Here is a 14,750-nt window from a genome sequence, read left to right on the forward strand (position 1 = left end):
ATGCCGGCCGGTCGGCCGTGCAACCGGCGCCGCCCGTCGGGCAGAGTGGTGCGGTGACCGTTGAGCTGACCCGCCCGGTGTCCCGCCGGCTGCTGGGGACCGAGACGCTGCTGGTCCTCGGTCTCTCCCTCGGCCAGTCCGCGGTCTACGCGGTGGTCTCGATCATCGCGAAGCTGACCGCCGACGGTCCGCTCTCCAAGCAGACCGCCTCGCTGAACACCTCCGCGTCAGCGAGACCCTGGCTGGACCTGACGTACCAACTGCTCGGCATCGTCTTCGCGCTGCTGCCGGTGCTGCTCGCCGTACACCTGCTCAGCCGCGACCCCGGCGACCCGGCGCGGTCCCTCGGCCTGGACGCCCGGCGACCCGGCCAGGACCTGGCGCGCGGCGCCGGCCTGGCGGCGCTGATCGGCCTGCCCGGGCTGGCCCTGTTCTGGGTGGCGGCGCAGCTCGGCATCAACGCCACGCTGGTGCCGGCCTCGCTGCCGGAGGTCTGGTGGGCCGTCCCGGTGCTGATCCTCGCCGCCGTGCAGAACGCCGTGCTGGAGGAGGTGATCGTGGTCGGCTACCTGGTCACCCGGTTGCGTCAGCTCCAGTGGCGGCTCGGCGCGATCATCGCGGCCAGCGCGCTGCTGCGCGGCTCGTACCACCTGTACCAGGGCTTCGGCGCCTTCGTCGGCAACGCGGTGATGGGCGTCGTGTTCAGCTACTTCTACCTGCGTACCCGGCGGGTGATGCCGCTGGTCATCGCGCACACCCTGCTCGACGTGGTCGCCTTCGTCGGCTACGCGCTGCTGCCCCAGGACTGGTTCAACTGGCTCTGACCGGTCGACCCGCCACATCGCCCGGCGACGGCCGGTAGGCGGCTACCGCCCGGGCCGCGAGCCGGTCGGCCGCAGCCGAGTCGCCCAGCGCCGCGGCGAGCACCGCCGCACCCGGCAGCAGCCGGGACGCCAGCCGCAACGCCAGCCACCCACCGGCCTGCGCCGTGAGCGGCGCGGCCAGCCGCCACGCGACCTCCGCCGCCCGCGGCCACGTGCCCTCGACCGGGTCGTCCGTCGTTCCGGCCGCGGCCAGCGCGGCACGCGCGCTCTCCGCATCCGGGTGCACCTGGGTGAGCACCAGCAGCTCGACCGCCCGGTCGGGGTGCGCGGGATCCCGGCCGTACGCCGCCGCCAGGTGCAGCACCAGGTTCGAGTGCGTCCAGAGCACCGAGGCCAGCTCGGCCAGCGGCGCGAAGAGCCCGGCCAGCGCGGCGGCCGCCCCGCCCGCGCCCGCCGCGCGGACGAACCGCCGGGTGGCCAGGCGGGCCAGGCCGTCCGCCGGGGCGTCCGGGTACCGGGCCCGCAGCCGCTCGGCCCAGGCGGCCGCGCCGGGGCCGAGAGCCCGCACCGCGGCCAGGGCCAGCAACTCCGGCGCGAAGCCGGGGTGGTCGAGCAGGTGCGCGGTGACCGCCCGCAGCTCCGATTCGGGGGTACGCACCGAAGCCGGCGCGGAGTGTTGCTCGGCGGGCGCTGCCTCCCGAACTGGCATTGCCTCTCGGGCTGGTGCGGGCTGCTGCTGACCTTGTGCGGCCCGTTCCTGCGCCTGGGCCGCCTGGGTTTCGTGGGCCGTCGGGGTGGGGTCGCCGGCCACGGGCGCGGACGGCGGCTGCTCGGCCGGGGTCTGTTCCGCTGGTTGTGGCGGTGCGGGGGCGGCCTGCTTCGGGGCCGCGCTCGTCCGCGGACCTGCCGCCCGCTTGGTCGGGGTCGTGGTGCGTTTGGTCGGGGTGGCCGCCGCGTCGGTAGAGCGCGCGGTGCGCTTGGTCGGCGCGGCGGCCGGCGTGGCCGGGGTCACGTCGGCTGTCGGCGATGTCGTAGCGGTCCCCTCCCCGGTCGACGTGCCGGCTGCCTTCCGGGGGGCGGCCTTGCGGGCCGGGGTGGCACGGCTGGCCCGGGCCTTCGGCGTCCGAGGCGGCGGACCGGCCGGTTGCTGCGGGCTGCCCCCGGGTGCTGGCTCATCCGCCGATGCCGCCGAGTTGCTGCCCGGGTCGGTCGGCGCGGCACTGGCTGGCTGGTCGACCTTCCCGGAACTGTCCGGTGGGCTCGGCTGGTCTACGCCCGCTGCCGGGCCGGGCTGCTTGGCGCCCGTCGTGCTACCGCTCGCGCGGGAGTGCCGTCCGGGCTCCTCCTCGTCATTCCTGCCTGCGGCGGGGACCGGTTGGCGGGGCAGGGGGCGGTCCGGCTCCGGTGGCTGGAAGAGCACCGCCGGGGCGGGCTTGGCCCGTCGGGGGCGCTGGGTGCCGGGGGTGGCCGGTGCCGCTGGCGCCGGTGCCGCCTTTTCCACGGACTGCTCGGCGGCCGTCGGCGGAGTGAAGGTCGGCCGTGGGGGGCGCCGGCGCGCGCGGTCAGCAGGCTCTCGGCGGGTCGGCTCGGCGGGCGGCTGCTCCTGCATATCGATGGAGCATAGTCCCGATCATGCTGGCGCACAGCGTGGAAACACGGGGCCGGCGGCCTCGGTGGGCGTACGTCGGAAGTCGCTTTGCTCCCGGTGGGTGGCGACCTGTATCCTCGGGCGCGGTGGTCTACGGGCCACCAGGGAGACTTCGCCTAGTCTGGTCTATGGCGCCGCACTGCTAATGCGGTTGGGGTCTTAAAGCCCCTCCCGGGTTCGAATCCCGGAGTCTCCGCGCGAAAGCCGGGTGTGTACACTGGCTGAGCACCTGCGCCCGTAGCTCAATGGATAGAGCATCTGACTACGGATCAGAAGGTTAGGGGTTCGAGTCCCTTCGGGCGCACAAGATTAAGAGGCGGTTGACCTGCCGCAACAGGGGTCAGCCGCCTCTTGTTGTTCGTCCTGATGGACGTGTTGGTGCTCGAATGGTGCTCGTACGACGAGCATGCCCTACGTCCCGGCCCGTCCGTCTCGGCCCATCTGACTCGATCAACTAGGCGACCCCTGTCGCAGGGCGGACGACCGGCGCGGTGCGGGGCCGCCAGGGACTGGAACCCTGAACCCGTCCAGCGGGCCGCCGACCATCGCAGATCAGGCGGATCGACGTCCTGGCCTGGGCAGGTTCTCTCGTTGCCTTGCAGCGGTTTACAGCCCTTGTCGGCGTCGGTTGTGCCCGGCTTGTGCCAGATGATCGATACTAGTCCATCGCTCGTCGCCCAGCTTCTGGCCGTCTACGCGGCCAAGAAACTCCGATGCACGCTGGTTCAATCGACGACATGACTGAGCTCCCCAATGGCACCGAGGGAACCGCGGAGATCGCGTTTGACGTGCCGGGATGGCCGCCGACCAAGAACGAGGCCACCTCGCTACTGTCGGCGGGCCATGGCCACGCCGGGCGGGTCCGCACGCTGTTGAACGCCGCCGGGCAAGCAGCGGCACGCCAGCGGCACGCCTGGCTGTTCGGTTTCGCGTCCGACAGGCAGACGATCACTGAGGTGATCTCAGCAAGGTTCGGCGGCCGAGTGGGGATGACACGGGCGTAACGTCCATACCGGACGGTGTTGGATATGGACGTGGAGCCATCGATAGACAGGTTCTTGCGACAGAATCCAGTCTTCGAGAGGGCTCCACGTGATCGCCTATTCTGCCAGGCTCGACGTGCCCAGGGAACTCGTACAGCACGTGGCGCGGCTGCTTCGCGCCGAGCGTCGGGCGGTGGGCACCCGACCGGGAACCCGTGCGCTGACGTGCTTCTACCAGGCGGTCCTGGTGTTGGTGTGGTTTCGCAAGGGTGCGGACAAGGCCACCCTCGGGGCGGGGTTCGGGGTGTCGCGGGCTACGGCCTACCGGTACGTTGCCGAGGCCGTGCGGGTCCTGGCGGCGCAGACACCCACCCTGCACGACGCGCTGCGCCGGGTCGCCGCCGACGGCTGGTCGCACGTGATCCTCGACGGGAAGCTGTTCGACACCGACCGCCTGGCCGAGACCACCGTGAGCGTGAAAGGCGACACGATCGACGCGTGGTACTCCGGGAAACACCGCGACTTCGGGGCGAACATTCAGGCTGTGATGCGCCCCGACGGGCTACCGATCTGGACCTCGGATGCGATGTCCGGACATCTGCATGACCTGACCTGCGCCCAGCGGTTGGACGTCACCGGCGCCCTCTACTGGGCGGCCTCCGAACTGCGGCTGCCGACCCTGGCCGACTCAGGCTACGAAGGCGCTGGCCAGGGCATCCACGCTCCGTACAAGCAGCCCGCCGACGGCCGCCGGCTCGCCGTCGACAACCGGACCTACAACGCCGTCCTTCGATCCATGCGGTGCCTCGGAGAACGCGGCTTCGCGATCCTCGTCGGCCGCTGGCGGACCCTGCGTCACAGCACAGCCAGCCCAAGGCAGGTCGGCGACATCGTCCGCGCCGCTCTTCACCTCACCCATTTCGAATACCGATACCTACCGGATTCTTGTTGAGATCACGTCACTAGTCGCGATTTCGGGACCACGGCAATGCGTCGCCCGCCAATTCCGATCGCTTCCCTGTCCCTGGGCGGTCTTTCCCGAAGGCCCACCAGCGGAGGCCATAGCCGTCACCGGCTAAGGGGCCTGATATGGAGTCGATTGTCGCTCTGTCGGGTCCATGCAGATGGCACGATCGGTTGGCCGTTACGGGCGGCACGCAAGGCGGCGCGCAAAACTTGGGGCGGGGCCAGGAGTGTGGGGCTCGCTGTCAACCTCTGGCACGCCTCTCCAGCGGTCATTCCATCGGCTTGACCTTGGCCTCGATGAAGGCGATTTCCTCGGAGTCGAGCCCGTACTTGGCGTACAGCTGCTGGTCGATTTGCGGGATCGACTTGGACCAGTCGATGTCTGAAGCCGACGTGAAGTCCTGCAGGGGAACGTACCTCCAGGTGGTCGCCGGGTTGTGCTGGGTGACCTTGGAGACGCCGAGCATGGTGCGGGCGAACTTCGTCTTGATGTACTTGAGGCACGCCTGCATCGCGTCTTTATCGTCGAACGCGCCGATCGTGATGAAGGTGTAGGTCGTTCCTACTCCCGGCTCGCCAATCAGCGGTTCCCCGATGACCAAGGCGGGCTGATTGCCGAGTGTTCCAAGGTGCCCGCGCGACTTTGGAACAATGGCCTTGTACTTATAGAGGCTTTCCGGTCCATCGAAGTAGTCGGAGCGGATCCACCGGTAGACCCGAGCACGGTTCTTCAGGCCAAGGACCCTCACGTACTCGTGACCGTCATCAGGCTTGGACTCGTGGAAAATCTTCGAGAACTGGTCGAATGCGTTGGTCTCGACCAGGCCCTCGTTGCCCTTGGGCCTCAGCGCGAGCAGGTCGGGGTGGTCTACGTACAACTTGTCCGTGTAGCGGTAGGAGCGCGAACTGGTGATTCCAACTCGCTCCAGTGGGGTAGGGCCGGACTCGAACACCTTGTGGAGGATCGTGTTGAGTTCCGGAAAGCTCGTGAACGTCCCGATGGGCTCACCCTTGCGTCCGGAGTCACGGCAGGTGACGGCGATGCCCCCGTTGATGGTCGTGCCGGGGAACAGGTCGTCGCTGTTGGGCACGTAGTGCGGGACGGTCAGGTGGGGGTCGGCGAGCATCTTCTCGTTCCATGCCTTGGGGGTGAATCCCGCGTTGAACAAGAAGCGTGCCGGGGTGATGAGCACGGCCTTCTTACCGACCTCGTAGGCCGCATCCATGAAGAGGTGGTAGACCGGCGTGTCGCGGGTGCCGCCGCCCTTGGCCTCTTCCTGGTAGGGCGGGTTGCCGATGACGACGTCGAATTTCTTGCTCATCGTCAGTGCCCTTCCGTCAGCATGTCGTCGACCATTTTCTGCCGCTCCGTCTGGCGCATTCGGGCGAGGTTGCCGACCTTGAAGTGGCCGGAGTCCTTGATCCAGGCCTTGCGCTCCGGCACGCCCCCGGAGACGGCCTCGATTGTGATGCGATGCAGGATCTCGTTGTGGCTCATCTCGAAGATCTGTGAGGTCAGGATGTGCCGCAGCCTGACGTCCTGGTCAGGGAAGACATTGGCAAGGCCCGTGTCGAGACGACGCACCAGTTCCATCAGGAATAGTCCGGCGGTGGAGAACAGATCCGCGAAGGTCTTGGCCGGGTCGGTGAAGATGCCCGGGTTCTCGGCCTCGAGGGTGTCGACCATCATCTTCACGATCGGCTGCGGGGTGAAGACCAGAGATGTCTTCTGCTGCGGGATGTAGGCGAAGATGTTCTCGGTCTGCGCGTCGTCGAAGTAGTCGGCCAGGGCCTCCTTCTTGTCCAGGAATTCCTGGACGGACTGGTCGAAGACCGCCTCGTCGAACAAGCCCGGGATCTTGGTAACGGTGCCGTTCTCCTCGGTGACCTCCTGGCCGTCGCGCAGGAGCCGGAACTCGGCTTCGGTGATCCCTGTGATCTCCTCGAACACGTCGTCGGGCGTGTAGTCGTCGAAGTTCGACAGGCGGATGCCACGGTCCCCGTATGCCATGAGGAACATGGGTATCGTGCGGGCGAATCCTCGTAGGTGGGAGCGGGCGTCGTCCATCGTCTGGTTCGCGCGCTTCTGCTCCTTCTTGGTCTCCTCGCGCGTCACCACCTCGGGCACGATCGAGTCCATCGTTCCCTCGACGATGGCCAGGATGTTCGTCTTGAACGCCTTGTCCTGCTCGACCTTCTTGGCCTCGACGACCTGGGCCTCGGCCTCGGTGGCCGCGTTTCTCAGCTCGTCTTCCAGATGCTTGCTGGCGATGCCGTGCTCGGTGTAGGCGCGCTCGACCTGGTCCTTCACGGCCTGCTCGGTGCGCTTCTCGTCGCGCTCGACCTGCTTGACCGTGAGCCCGTAAGCCTCCTTCAGCTCCCCACGCTTCTGGCGGCTCTGCTCGGTCACCGCCTTCGCGATCTGCGTCGCCGCCGTGTGCGCAGGCGCGTCGGGCTCGACGGTTGGGATGTCCTCGATGCTGTAGACGGGCTTGCCGAGCTCGGCGACCTTGGGGTTGATGACGGTCTCCACGTCGACCTGGACCTTCCCTTCCGGGTCGGTGACAGGCGGCGGCTGCGGGATCTCGATGGGCTGCCCGTTGGTGACCTTGCCCTGCTTCGCAGTGGGCAGCTTGTCGAGGATCTCTTTGACGTGCTCGGAGTACCGGAAGATGCCGGCGACATTCGCGAACAGCAGGTTCGACAGGAACCCGCGGCGCACGACCTCGCGGGCCTTGAACACCTGCGGGAAGGTCAGGACCTGGGAAGCGTCGAGCTCGATCATCCGGCCCTCGGTGTCCTCGCCCAGGACCGGGAAGAAGTTCAGCAGCCGGCGGATGTTCTCCTGCCGCACGCCCTGATCGCCTGAGGGGTTCGGGTGCAGGTTGTTGGCGAAGGCGTCGAAAATCGTCAGCGTGCGCTCGGGCGCGAAGTCGAAGATGTACGCGTTCTGCTTCTGGAACACGCGCCCGGCACGCTCGAAGGTGCACGGGTTCTGCGCCCGGAACGCCGCCTGCATGTACTGGGCCGGGGAGGACAGGTCGGACAGCATGATAACCGCGGTCCATTCGGGCACCGTGACGCCCGTGGTCAGCTGTCCCACCGACAGGGTGATGGTCTTGCCATCCGACTTCTCGGCCTCCGCGATTGCCGTGCGCACCTTGTCCAAAGACTTGCCGGCCGCGACCGGGTCGGTGTCGTCGTCGGAGCGCCCGTCGCCGGCGGCCAGGATGACCGTGTAGTCCTTGAAGACGTCGTGCGTCTTGAGCAGCTTCTGCAAAGCCTTGGCAGAGGCAACGCGGTTGAGCAGCCAGAAGGAGTGGCGGATCTCGTCTCGCAGCTCAGGCGTGGAGAACGGGTACTTCTCGTTGGTCGTCAGGCAGTCGAGGAACTTGATGATCTCGGCCTCGTGCTCGAAGAACCCATTGTCCTTGGTCGCGAAGAACTCGTTGAGGTCGAACGTGTAGTCGATGTTCGCCTCGTCCTCGTCGATAGCGACGCCCTCGACCAGACGGTCCGTGATCATCCGCGACATCTGGTAGGTCAGCAGGTTGAGCGTCGGCAGCGCCGCATACGGGTTCTCCTGGCCCTCCTCCGCCCACCGCTGGCGGGCGGCCTGCTCGTCCTCGTACGACCAGTTGAAGATCTGGTCCTGGTCGAACTTGCCGGAGGCCAACGCCTTGAACGGCGTGCCCGACAGGTGCAGCGTCCACCTGCGCTTGATCTGGTCGAACGCGACGTCGGTCTTGGTGGTGTCGATGCCCTCGTGGGCCTCGTCGATCACCAGCAGGTCCCAATCGAACTGAGCGATGTGCTTGAGCTTGTCGTACGAGCCGCCGAAGTACTGCGACCCCTTGAGGTCCTGCAGCGAGAGGAACTCCACGATGCGCGGGTCCTCGTCCTGACAGTTGAGCAAGAAGGCACGCCACTGCTCGCGAGTCATGGGCGAACGGTCGGCCAGTGAGGGCGACTCCGAGACGAACCGGTACGTGGTCTGGTGGCCGATGAAGCGCGTGAAGTCGTCGAACCAGGAGTTCGCGATCGCCGGGCGGTTGGTGACGATCAGGACTTGCCGGACGTCCAGGGTCCGCATCAGGTCGTATGTCGTCAGCGTCTTGCCGAACCGCGGCTTGGCGTTCCACAGCACCTCGGTCTTCTTCCGGGCCTTGAACGCGGCCACGGCCTGGTCGACGGCCGCTTGCTGTTCCGGACGCAGGACGTAGTCGTCCTCCTCGGCGCCGTGCTGGAGGTGGGCGAAGTCTTGGCCGGCGAAGTCGTTGAAGTACTCCAGCGACGTCTTCGGGGCGATTTCGAAGTGATGCCACTCGGTCCGCTTTGGCGTGGTCTCGCGCTCCACGCCCTGCTGGTGCAGGTAGGCGTGGAAGTCCTTGTCCGTGAAGCGCCCACCGGCCTCAGACGTGAACAGGGCCCGTCGCGACCACTTCTTCTTCTTCTCGACGGACAGCTGGGATGCCTGCTGCGCGATGCGTGCGTCTGCGCTCTCCTGCTCGGTGTACCCGATCTTCTCCCATCCCGCGTACTTGGGGATGTCCGGTGTCGTCCAGGAGTAGATGAGCGGAGTGATCTCACGGAACGTCCTGATGTTCGGACTAGGCATCGGCCCTCACTCCTTCATGGACCTTGTCGATCCTGCAAGCCCGGTAGCTGTCGTAGACGGTGAAGTCGAAGGCGTCGTCGTCGCGCAGCGAGGCGAGCGTGAACGGCTCGCGCTGAACCATCCCGGGGGCCCCGGTGATCCGGTTCCACCAGGAGAACTGGATCTCCTCGCCGCGCCAGTCCAGGCCAGCCAGAGTGTCGCCACGAATGACGTTTGTGTCGATGAGGAAGGCCGCGGCCTTCCGCAGACTCGTATCCGGGTCACATGGGACACCGTGTTGTTCGTGGAAGTGCAAGAACTCGCTGAGCATGGCCTCCTTGGCGTCCCGGTGGTTGTCCTCCAGCAGCTCGATGCCGTAGATCGAGGCGAGGGCGAACAAGGACGTCTCCGGCCACTCCTCGAGTGCGTAGCTCTTCTCGACCGCACGGAGCTTGCGGTGCAGGATCGCGACCAGGAAGTTGCCGTGACCGGCCGCAGGCTCAAGGAAGGTCTTGTCGACGAAGTCGGGGCCGGCCTCCAACTCCTCGCGGACCAAATCGAGCATCCGGTCGACCATGTGACGCGGCGTAAAGACCTCACCGTACGTCTTGACACGGTGCCGCGACTTCACGACCTGCTCCTCGACGATCGTCTGCGTCACCGTCACTGGTGTCCCCCATGCCGCCGACGATGAGTTAAAGAGCCCGTGGCGACACGCTCATCCGCCGGGTCGAGCAAGTCGGCGAACCGGTCATCTCGTGATGGCAACCCATGCACTCCAATTTCTGCAAGCCGGAGGCTATCGCGTCAGACGCTAGCGGTACGGGCCGAAAGTTCGTTGCCCACGGCGGTGTGACCATAAGCTTCTTGGCGCCGGCAGTCCGCCGGCAGTCCGGTGTCGTACTCCGCTTGATCTGTCACAAGGTGGCTTCAGATGATGCGTGACGCTCCGCCAAGCGATGGTTCGAGCCCGCGAGTCCGAAGCCGCGCGAGCTACGCGACGATGACCCGGTGGACGAACAGCCCGTCTTTACCGACCCGTGGTGGGACCTACGCCGAGGTGGCCCAACCGAACGACGACAACGTGAAGCACTGCACGCCGAGCTTCTGATCGAGGTGGCCGCCGGGCACCCCCTTTACAACCAACCCGTCGAGGTCATAGGCAGGTCCGGGGCCTCAGACGACATCGTTGTGGAGCTGGCCTCTGGGGGGTGGGCCCTCGTCCACCTCACCTGGAAACGCGCAGCCGAGAGACTGCCCTGGCCCGAGACCACCTTTTACAACACGATCAAGGCCCTCGAAGAGGACATCCACGAGCCGGACTGGTAAAACGGATGATGATCATCTAGACGGACATGTCAGGAATCATCCGCCGCTGATCGTCGAGCACGCGAGGGCGGCCTTCCCGCCGGATCGCTGGACTCGACGTCGGAGATGCCGAGCGGCCTTCTTGCCGCTGATGCGGGCCACGTCCCGCCGGTTCTCGAATTCGCCGGCCGCCGTGCCGGTTTCCCGAGGCCGCTGATCGGCCCAGCACGGCCTTTCCTGCCGTCCAAGATGGCCCGGATTCGTACTCCACGGGTGGGGCAGCCTGCGGCACCGTCGGCCGTGACGCCCACGTCCTGCACCGCGCCGCCCGGCACCATCGCCGCCGTCGAGCGAGGCACCGGCCGCATCACTGGCCAGCTGCACACCGACGAGCTGCCGGACCGCTCGCTCTACAAGGCGTGCGGCAACAGCCGCGAATCGGTGTGCCCGGGCTGCGCCTGGGTCTACCGGGGCGACGCCTAACAAGTCGTCTGTCACGGCCTGACTGGCGGCAAGGGCGTCCCCGACTCGGTCGGTCGGCACCCGGTCGTCTTCGCCACCTTCACCGCCCTCTCCTTTGGCCCGGTCCACCACCGGCACGTCGCCCGGCACACCTGCCGCAACCGGCAGCGCTGCGACTGCCGCCCCGCCCCCTGCCGCGCCCGCAGCAACGCCGGCACCTGCCCCCACGGGCAGCCCGCGGCCTGCTTCGCCCGCCACGGCACCGACGATCCGCGGCTCGACCAGCCGTTGTGCCTGGACTGCTACGACCACGACCACCAGGTCGTCTGGAACTACTTCTCCGGCGAGCTGTGGCGGCGCACCAAACAGGCCATCGAACGGCACCTCGCCGCCCTCTGCCGCAAGCGCAGCATCCCCCTCGTCCGGGTCGTCACCGCCTCCGGCAAGGTCCGCTGGGTGCCGCCCGTGCACGTGTCCCACGGCAAGGTCGCCGAGATGCAACGCCGCGCAGCGGTGCACTTCCACGTCCTGCTGCGCCTCGACGGCGTCGACCCCGACGACTCGGACGCGTTCGTGCCGCCGCCGGCCTGCATCACCCTCGATGACCTGGAAGACGCGATCCACGTCGCCGCCCGGCAGGTCACCGTCACCACGCCCGCGCACCCCGACCGGTCGCAAGGTTGGCTGGTCGCCTGGGGCGAGCAGGTCGACGTGCGGAGTATCAACACCGTTGGCGGCGAGCTGACCGACGGCAAGGTCGCCGCCTACCTCGCCAAGTACGCGACCAAGGCAACCGAAGCCACCCGGCACTCCTGCAACCGCCTCACCCCGGCCACCATCGACGACTACGCCGACCCCGAAGGCGATCACACCGCCCGCCTCATCGACGCCTGCTGGCACCTTGGCCGCCCCATGGTTCGGCAGGCGCAGGGCGTCGACTGACCTCCGCGCGTCGGACATCCGCGGCTCCCTGCGACCGGTGCCGCAACGTCTGCCGGCGCAGTCCTCGGGACTCCGGCGTACAGGTCGACTTGTCCGTCGCCCACCAGGTCAGCCACGGACCATGGTGACTGACCTGCTGTTTTCTGAGGCGCTGGTGGTCGTCGTTGGTCAGCTCTCGTCGTCAGTTGACGGCCTCAGGACGGCCCATACGGCCCAGAGAAGGCCCGAGTACGCTGTCGGCTTCGCTACCTCCATCGATACGCTCACGGGTCATGACGTCCTCGCCGTACGACATTCGTGAAGGGCTACGTCTAGCGGAGACTGCATTTCAGGCGGCCTGTGAGCGGTTCGTAGGGAGTCGGTTCGATCTGGTACAGGCCTTCGCGTCCTCCGGAGAAGCCCTGCTCTGGGCTGCCAGCCTTGACGAGGGTTACACCGAACTCCTCCGCGAAACGTACGAGACCGCGCGCGACGGCTCTGCCGATGGCCGGATACTGCCCGGAGTGCGTTGGGCAAGGAACCGGGCAGCCCACCAGCAGGCCTTGGCTCTCACCAAGGTCTACGGCGCGGAGCTCGGGCATCTCGTGCTCGGCGAGAGCCGGCTCGACGTTGCGACGCACCTGATCTGGCGGAACGCCGACAAGATTCGTCCAGGCCGCAACGATCGAGGACGAGCGGTATATGAGCGCGACCTCCAGGGCCAGGCAATCACTGATGCCGTCGCACGACTCCGAGCTTGGTTCTCCGGTCCTGCTCGTACCCTCTTGCGGTAGAGGTGAGGGTCAGACTTTGAAGCGGAACTTAGAGCCGCGATCGACCCCACCAGCAGGAGCGGTGGTCAGGACCTGCTCACATGGCCCCACGGACTGCCATTGCTGGTCATTGTCGCCAAAGTTTGACAGCGTTTCGTGCCCCCCTTTGTGGCCCAGACAGCATGCGCCGACCAAGGATGATCGACCTGGCAGTATCAGCCCGGTGATGAATCCCGTCAGCTTGCTGTGCTGGAGGCGATCGCGTGGGTCGACGAAGACTGGAATCGGATTGATCACGGTGGTAAATGGTCGTCCCACCTGGTTGCCGAGCGCGGAAAGGGACCGGTCGATGCCATGCGACAGGCCGCTGTTGACCCCTGCTGACCGCTCCACCGGGCACGGGTCGGGCACGGCGTGTGGACGGAACCCCTAACCCCTGACTTGCAAAGGCGGCTCGATGCCGTGGACGCTTGCCGATCGATGGCGGCGACTGGCGCTGGAGTCAAGGACCTTGCTGTCCTGTACCAGCTGTTGTCGCTGTTGTCGCGTGTCTCGTTGTCGGCTCCGCCTGAACCAGTTTTCACCCGTCGTCGACACCCCCGCCGGAGGCAGCTCTAACCCCGCACCTCCCTCACCTCTCACCCTCTCCACCACCCTCCCACTTCCCTGGGCCTCGGCGACCGGTGACCGCCGTTCGGCGACTCCGGTGCCCGAGGTGCCTGCCGATCCTCGTGTGCCTTAGGACCGCTGAGAACGGGTAGAGGCATGTCCCGCCCGGCCCACGGTCTTCGGAGGTCACTGGGTCACCCACTGACCTAGGGTGACGCGCGGGGCGGGGGGTGGGTTTCGGGCCGGCTGAATTTCCGCCCCGGCGCCGGAGGCGGCCGGGGCGGCGGCTCCGGTAGGAGCCGGCTACCGCGCCGCGCACAGCGCGCGCCGATATGACTAGCGTGACCTCCTGCCCGCACCTGCGCCGCCAACACCCGCTAGTCCTAGCGGCCCGTCCTCGAAGCAGTGACGATCTCCCCAGCCGACTACATACGTCAGCGTGGAACCGCGGCGGGGGCTTGCCCGGTGAAGGCGGAGCAACCCCGCGGTTGGACGAGCTAGATCGGGGACGAGCCTTGCTCACTCGGACGCCGCCGCAGGTGTCGGTACCTCTGCCCGGTTGATGGGTGGTCCACCGATCGCCCGTGTGCCACGTTGGACATTTCGAGCAACACTCATGACCGTGACATATGCACCCCACACCCAGCCAGACGCGGTGACCGCCAACGGCCACACCGGGCAGGTTCACTTCGACGGCACTTACATCACCATCACCCGCAAGGGCTTCCTTGCCCGCGCCTCAGTGGGCAAGGGCGAAAAGCGGATGCCACTCGGCTCGGTCAGCAGTGTGCAGTGGAAACCTGCAGGCGGCCTAGTCAACGGATTCATTCAGTTCGAGATGCCCGGGCAGGGCGGGTCTCGGTCGGCGTTCGGTAAGCAGACAACCGATGCGGTTCGAGACGAGAACTCGGTTGTCTTCACCAAGAAGCAAATGCCCGAGTTCGAACGGATGCGCGCTGTGATCGAGCAGGCGATCGCTGCCCGCCACAACGCGCCGTCACAAATGGCCGCACCAGTGTCGGTCGCCGACGAGTTGGCGAAACTCGCCACGCTGCGGGATCAGGGACTGCTGTCTCCTCAGGAGTTCGAGCAGCAAAAGGCCCGGCTGCTCGGCTGAAGGTGATGTCGTCAGTCCGTACACGAAGCGGACTGCGACTCAACGGACCCGGATCTCCAACGGCGCCACGCCCACGGGATCCGGGTCCCACCTTCCGGATCTCGAAGGGGGTGAGCCTGGCTCGCTGGCTGACCTCTTCGTCCCGAACGCGGTCGCGGTGCATCGTCTGCTGCCATCGGTTGTCATCCCGTGCCTATCAGTTCGGCTGCGACCCCGCCTGCAGTCGTGGCTTGTCGACCGCGGGCGAAGCGTTCGCTGCCTCCTTGCTGCTTTCCGGCTAGCATGCATCGGCGCGCCATCGATGCGCTCCGCCTGCTGATTCGGAGCCACCCGCCGCCTGGACTGGTGCTGCTGCCGCTTGTCGGGGCCGGCGCCATCGTTGGCTTCGCCTGGCGCGTGCTGACCGCAGGGGGCATCGGAGCCGGCCTGACGGTCATGTTTGGCGGGCCGGAACGTGTCAAGGATTTGAGGCCAGCGGGAGTTATGCGGCTTGAGGTTCCGGCTCTGGTTTGTTGATCCAGACCTGTTCGGGCAGATCGAGG

Annotated in this window: 12 protein-coding genes, 2 tRNA genes and 1 pseudogene; 10 read left to right on the forward strand and 5 right to left on the reverse strand. The window is 67.0% G+C overall.

Translation table 11 applies throughout. From position 1 onward, the window contains the following. The first annotated feature begins 53 nt into the window (after positions 1 to 53). A complete protein-coding gene (locus tag ACWD5O_RS03745; RefSeq protein WP_450084474.1) occupies positions 54 to 824 on the forward strand; it encodes a CPBP family intramembrane glutamic endopeptidase in 771 nt (256 codons plus the stop codon). Here ACWD5O_RS03745 and ACWD5O_RS03750 read toward each other — a convergent pair. Then, the gene (locus ACWD5O_RS03750) at positions 811 to 2,325 is read right to left on the reverse strand and encodes a hypothetical protein (protein WP_450084475.1); all 1,515 of its coding nucleotides are present in this window, start codon (positions 2,323 to 2,325) and stop codon (positions 811 to 813) included. The genes ACWD5O_RS03745 and ACWD5O_RS03750 overlap by 14 nt on opposite strands. 252 nt (positions 2,326 to 2,577) lie before the next feature. Between ACWD5O_RS03750 and ACWD5O_RS03755 the strand changes: the two genes are divergently transcribed. The 4 genes from ACWD5O_RS03755 to ACWD5O_RS03770 all read left to right on the forward strand — a co-directional run bounded on the left by ACWD5O_RS03755 (position 2,578) and on the right by ACWD5O_RS03770 (position 4,407). Then, positions 2,578 to 2,668 (forward strand) — tRNA-Ser (locus tag ACWD5O_RS03755). Between the two features lie 35 nt (positions 2,669 to 2,703). Beyond that, a tRNA-Arg gene (locus ACWD5O_RS03760) sits at positions 2,704 to 2,776 on the forward strand. A gap of 433 nt (positions 2,777 to 3,209) precedes the next feature. Then, the gene (locus tag ACWD5O_RS03765) at positions 3,210 to 3,476 is read left to right on the forward strand and encodes a hypothetical protein (protein WP_450084476.1); all 267 of its coding nucleotides are present in this window, start codon (positions 3,210 to 3,212) and stop codon (positions 3,474 to 3,476) included. An 88-nt stretch (positions 3,477 to 3,564) separates the two neighbouring features. Continuing rightward, positions 3,565 to 4,407 (forward strand): transposase family protein, encoded by an 843-nt coding sequence (locus ACWD5O_RS03770; RefSeq protein WP_450084477.1) that lies wholly within the window; start codon positions 3,565 to 3,567, stop codon positions 4,405 to 4,407. A 283-nt stretch (positions 4,408 to 4,690) separates the two neighbouring features. Here the strand turns inward: ACWD5O_RS03770 and ACWD5O_RS03775 are convergent, their stop codons facing one another. Both ACWD5O_RS03775 and ACWD5O_RS03780 read right to left on the reverse strand, forming a co-directional pair. Then, positions 4,691 to 5,743, reverse strand: a complete 1,053-nt coding sequence (locus tag ACWD5O_RS03775; protein WP_449941004.1) for an Eco57I restriction-modification methylase domain-containing protein — start codon at positions 5,741 to 5,743, stop codon at positions 4,691 to 4,693. Between the two features lie 2 nt (positions 5,744 to 5,745). Further along, positions 5,746 to 8,778 carry a DEAD/DEAH box helicase gene (locus ACWD5O_RS03780; protein ID WP_449941007.1) on the reverse strand — a complete coding sequence of 1,011 codons (3,033 nt, stop codon included), beginning with the start codon at positions 8,776 to 8,778 and terminating at the stop codon, positions 5,746 to 5,748. 61 nt (positions 8,779 to 8,839) lie between these two features. Here ACWD5O_RS03780 and ACWD5O_RS03785 point away from each other — a divergent pair, with 61 nt between their 5' ends. Continuing rightward, positions 8,840 to 8,992 carry a hypothetical protein gene (locus ACWD5O_RS03785; RefSeq protein ID WP_449941009.1) on the forward strand — a complete coding sequence of 51 codons (153 nt, stop codon included), beginning with the start codon at positions 8,840 to 8,842 and terminating at the stop codon, positions 8,990 to 8,992. Between the two features lie 39 nt (positions 8,993 to 9,031). Here the strand turns inward: ACWD5O_RS03785 and ACWD5O_RS03790 are convergent, their stop codons facing one another. Next, the gene (locus ACWD5O_RS03790; protein WP_450084478.1) at positions 9,032 to 9,679 is read right to left on the reverse strand and encodes a hypothetical protein; all 648 of its coding nucleotides are present in this window, start codon (positions 9,677 to 9,679) and stop codon (positions 9,032 to 9,034) included. Between the two features lie 350 nt (positions 9,680 to 10,029). Here ACWD5O_RS03790 and ACWD5O_RS03795 point away from each other — a divergent pair, with 350 nt between their 5' ends. The 3 genes and pseudogenes from ACWD5O_RS03795 to ACWD5O_RS03805 all read left to right on the forward strand — a co-directional run bounded on the left by ACWD5O_RS03795 (position 10,030) and on the right by ACWD5O_RS03805 (position 12,503). Next, a complete protein-coding gene (locus tag ACWD5O_RS03795; protein WP_449941014.1) occupies positions 10,030 to 10,347 on the forward strand; it encodes a hypothetical protein in 318 nt (105 codons plus the stop codon). A 309-nt stretch (positions 10,348 to 10,656) separates the two neighbouring features. Next, positions 10,657 to 11,721: pseudogene (locus ACWD5O_RS03800) on the forward strand (replication initiator); the annotation flags it as partial. Positions 11,722 to 12,002: 281 nt separating this feature from the next. Further along, positions 12,003 to 12,503 (forward strand): hypothetical protein, encoded by a 501-nt coding sequence (locus ACWD5O_RS03805; protein WP_449941017.1) that lies wholly within the window; start codon positions 12,003 to 12,005, stop codon positions 12,501 to 12,503. Between the two features lie 9 nt (positions 12,504 to 12,512). Here ACWD5O_RS03805 and ACWD5O_RS03810 read toward each other — a convergent pair whose 3' ends face one another. Further along, positions 12,513 to 12,875, reverse strand: coding sequence for a hypothetical protein (locus ACWD5O_RS03810; RefSeq protein WP_449941018.1), 363 nt, complete (start codon positions 12,873 to 12,875; stop codon positions 12,513 to 12,515). An 871-nt stretch (positions 12,876 to 13,746) separates the two neighbouring features. Here ACWD5O_RS03810 and ACWD5O_RS03815 point away from each other — a divergent pair. After that, positions 13,747 to 14,208, forward strand: a complete 462-nt coding sequence (locus ACWD5O_RS03815; RefSeq protein ID WP_449941021.1) for a DUF4429 domain-containing protein — start codon at positions 13,747 to 13,749, stop codon at positions 14,206 to 14,208. Positions 14,209 to 14,750 lie beyond the last annotated feature (542 nt).

It is taken from the genome of Micromonospora sp. NPDC005161 (genome assembly GCF_053599855.1).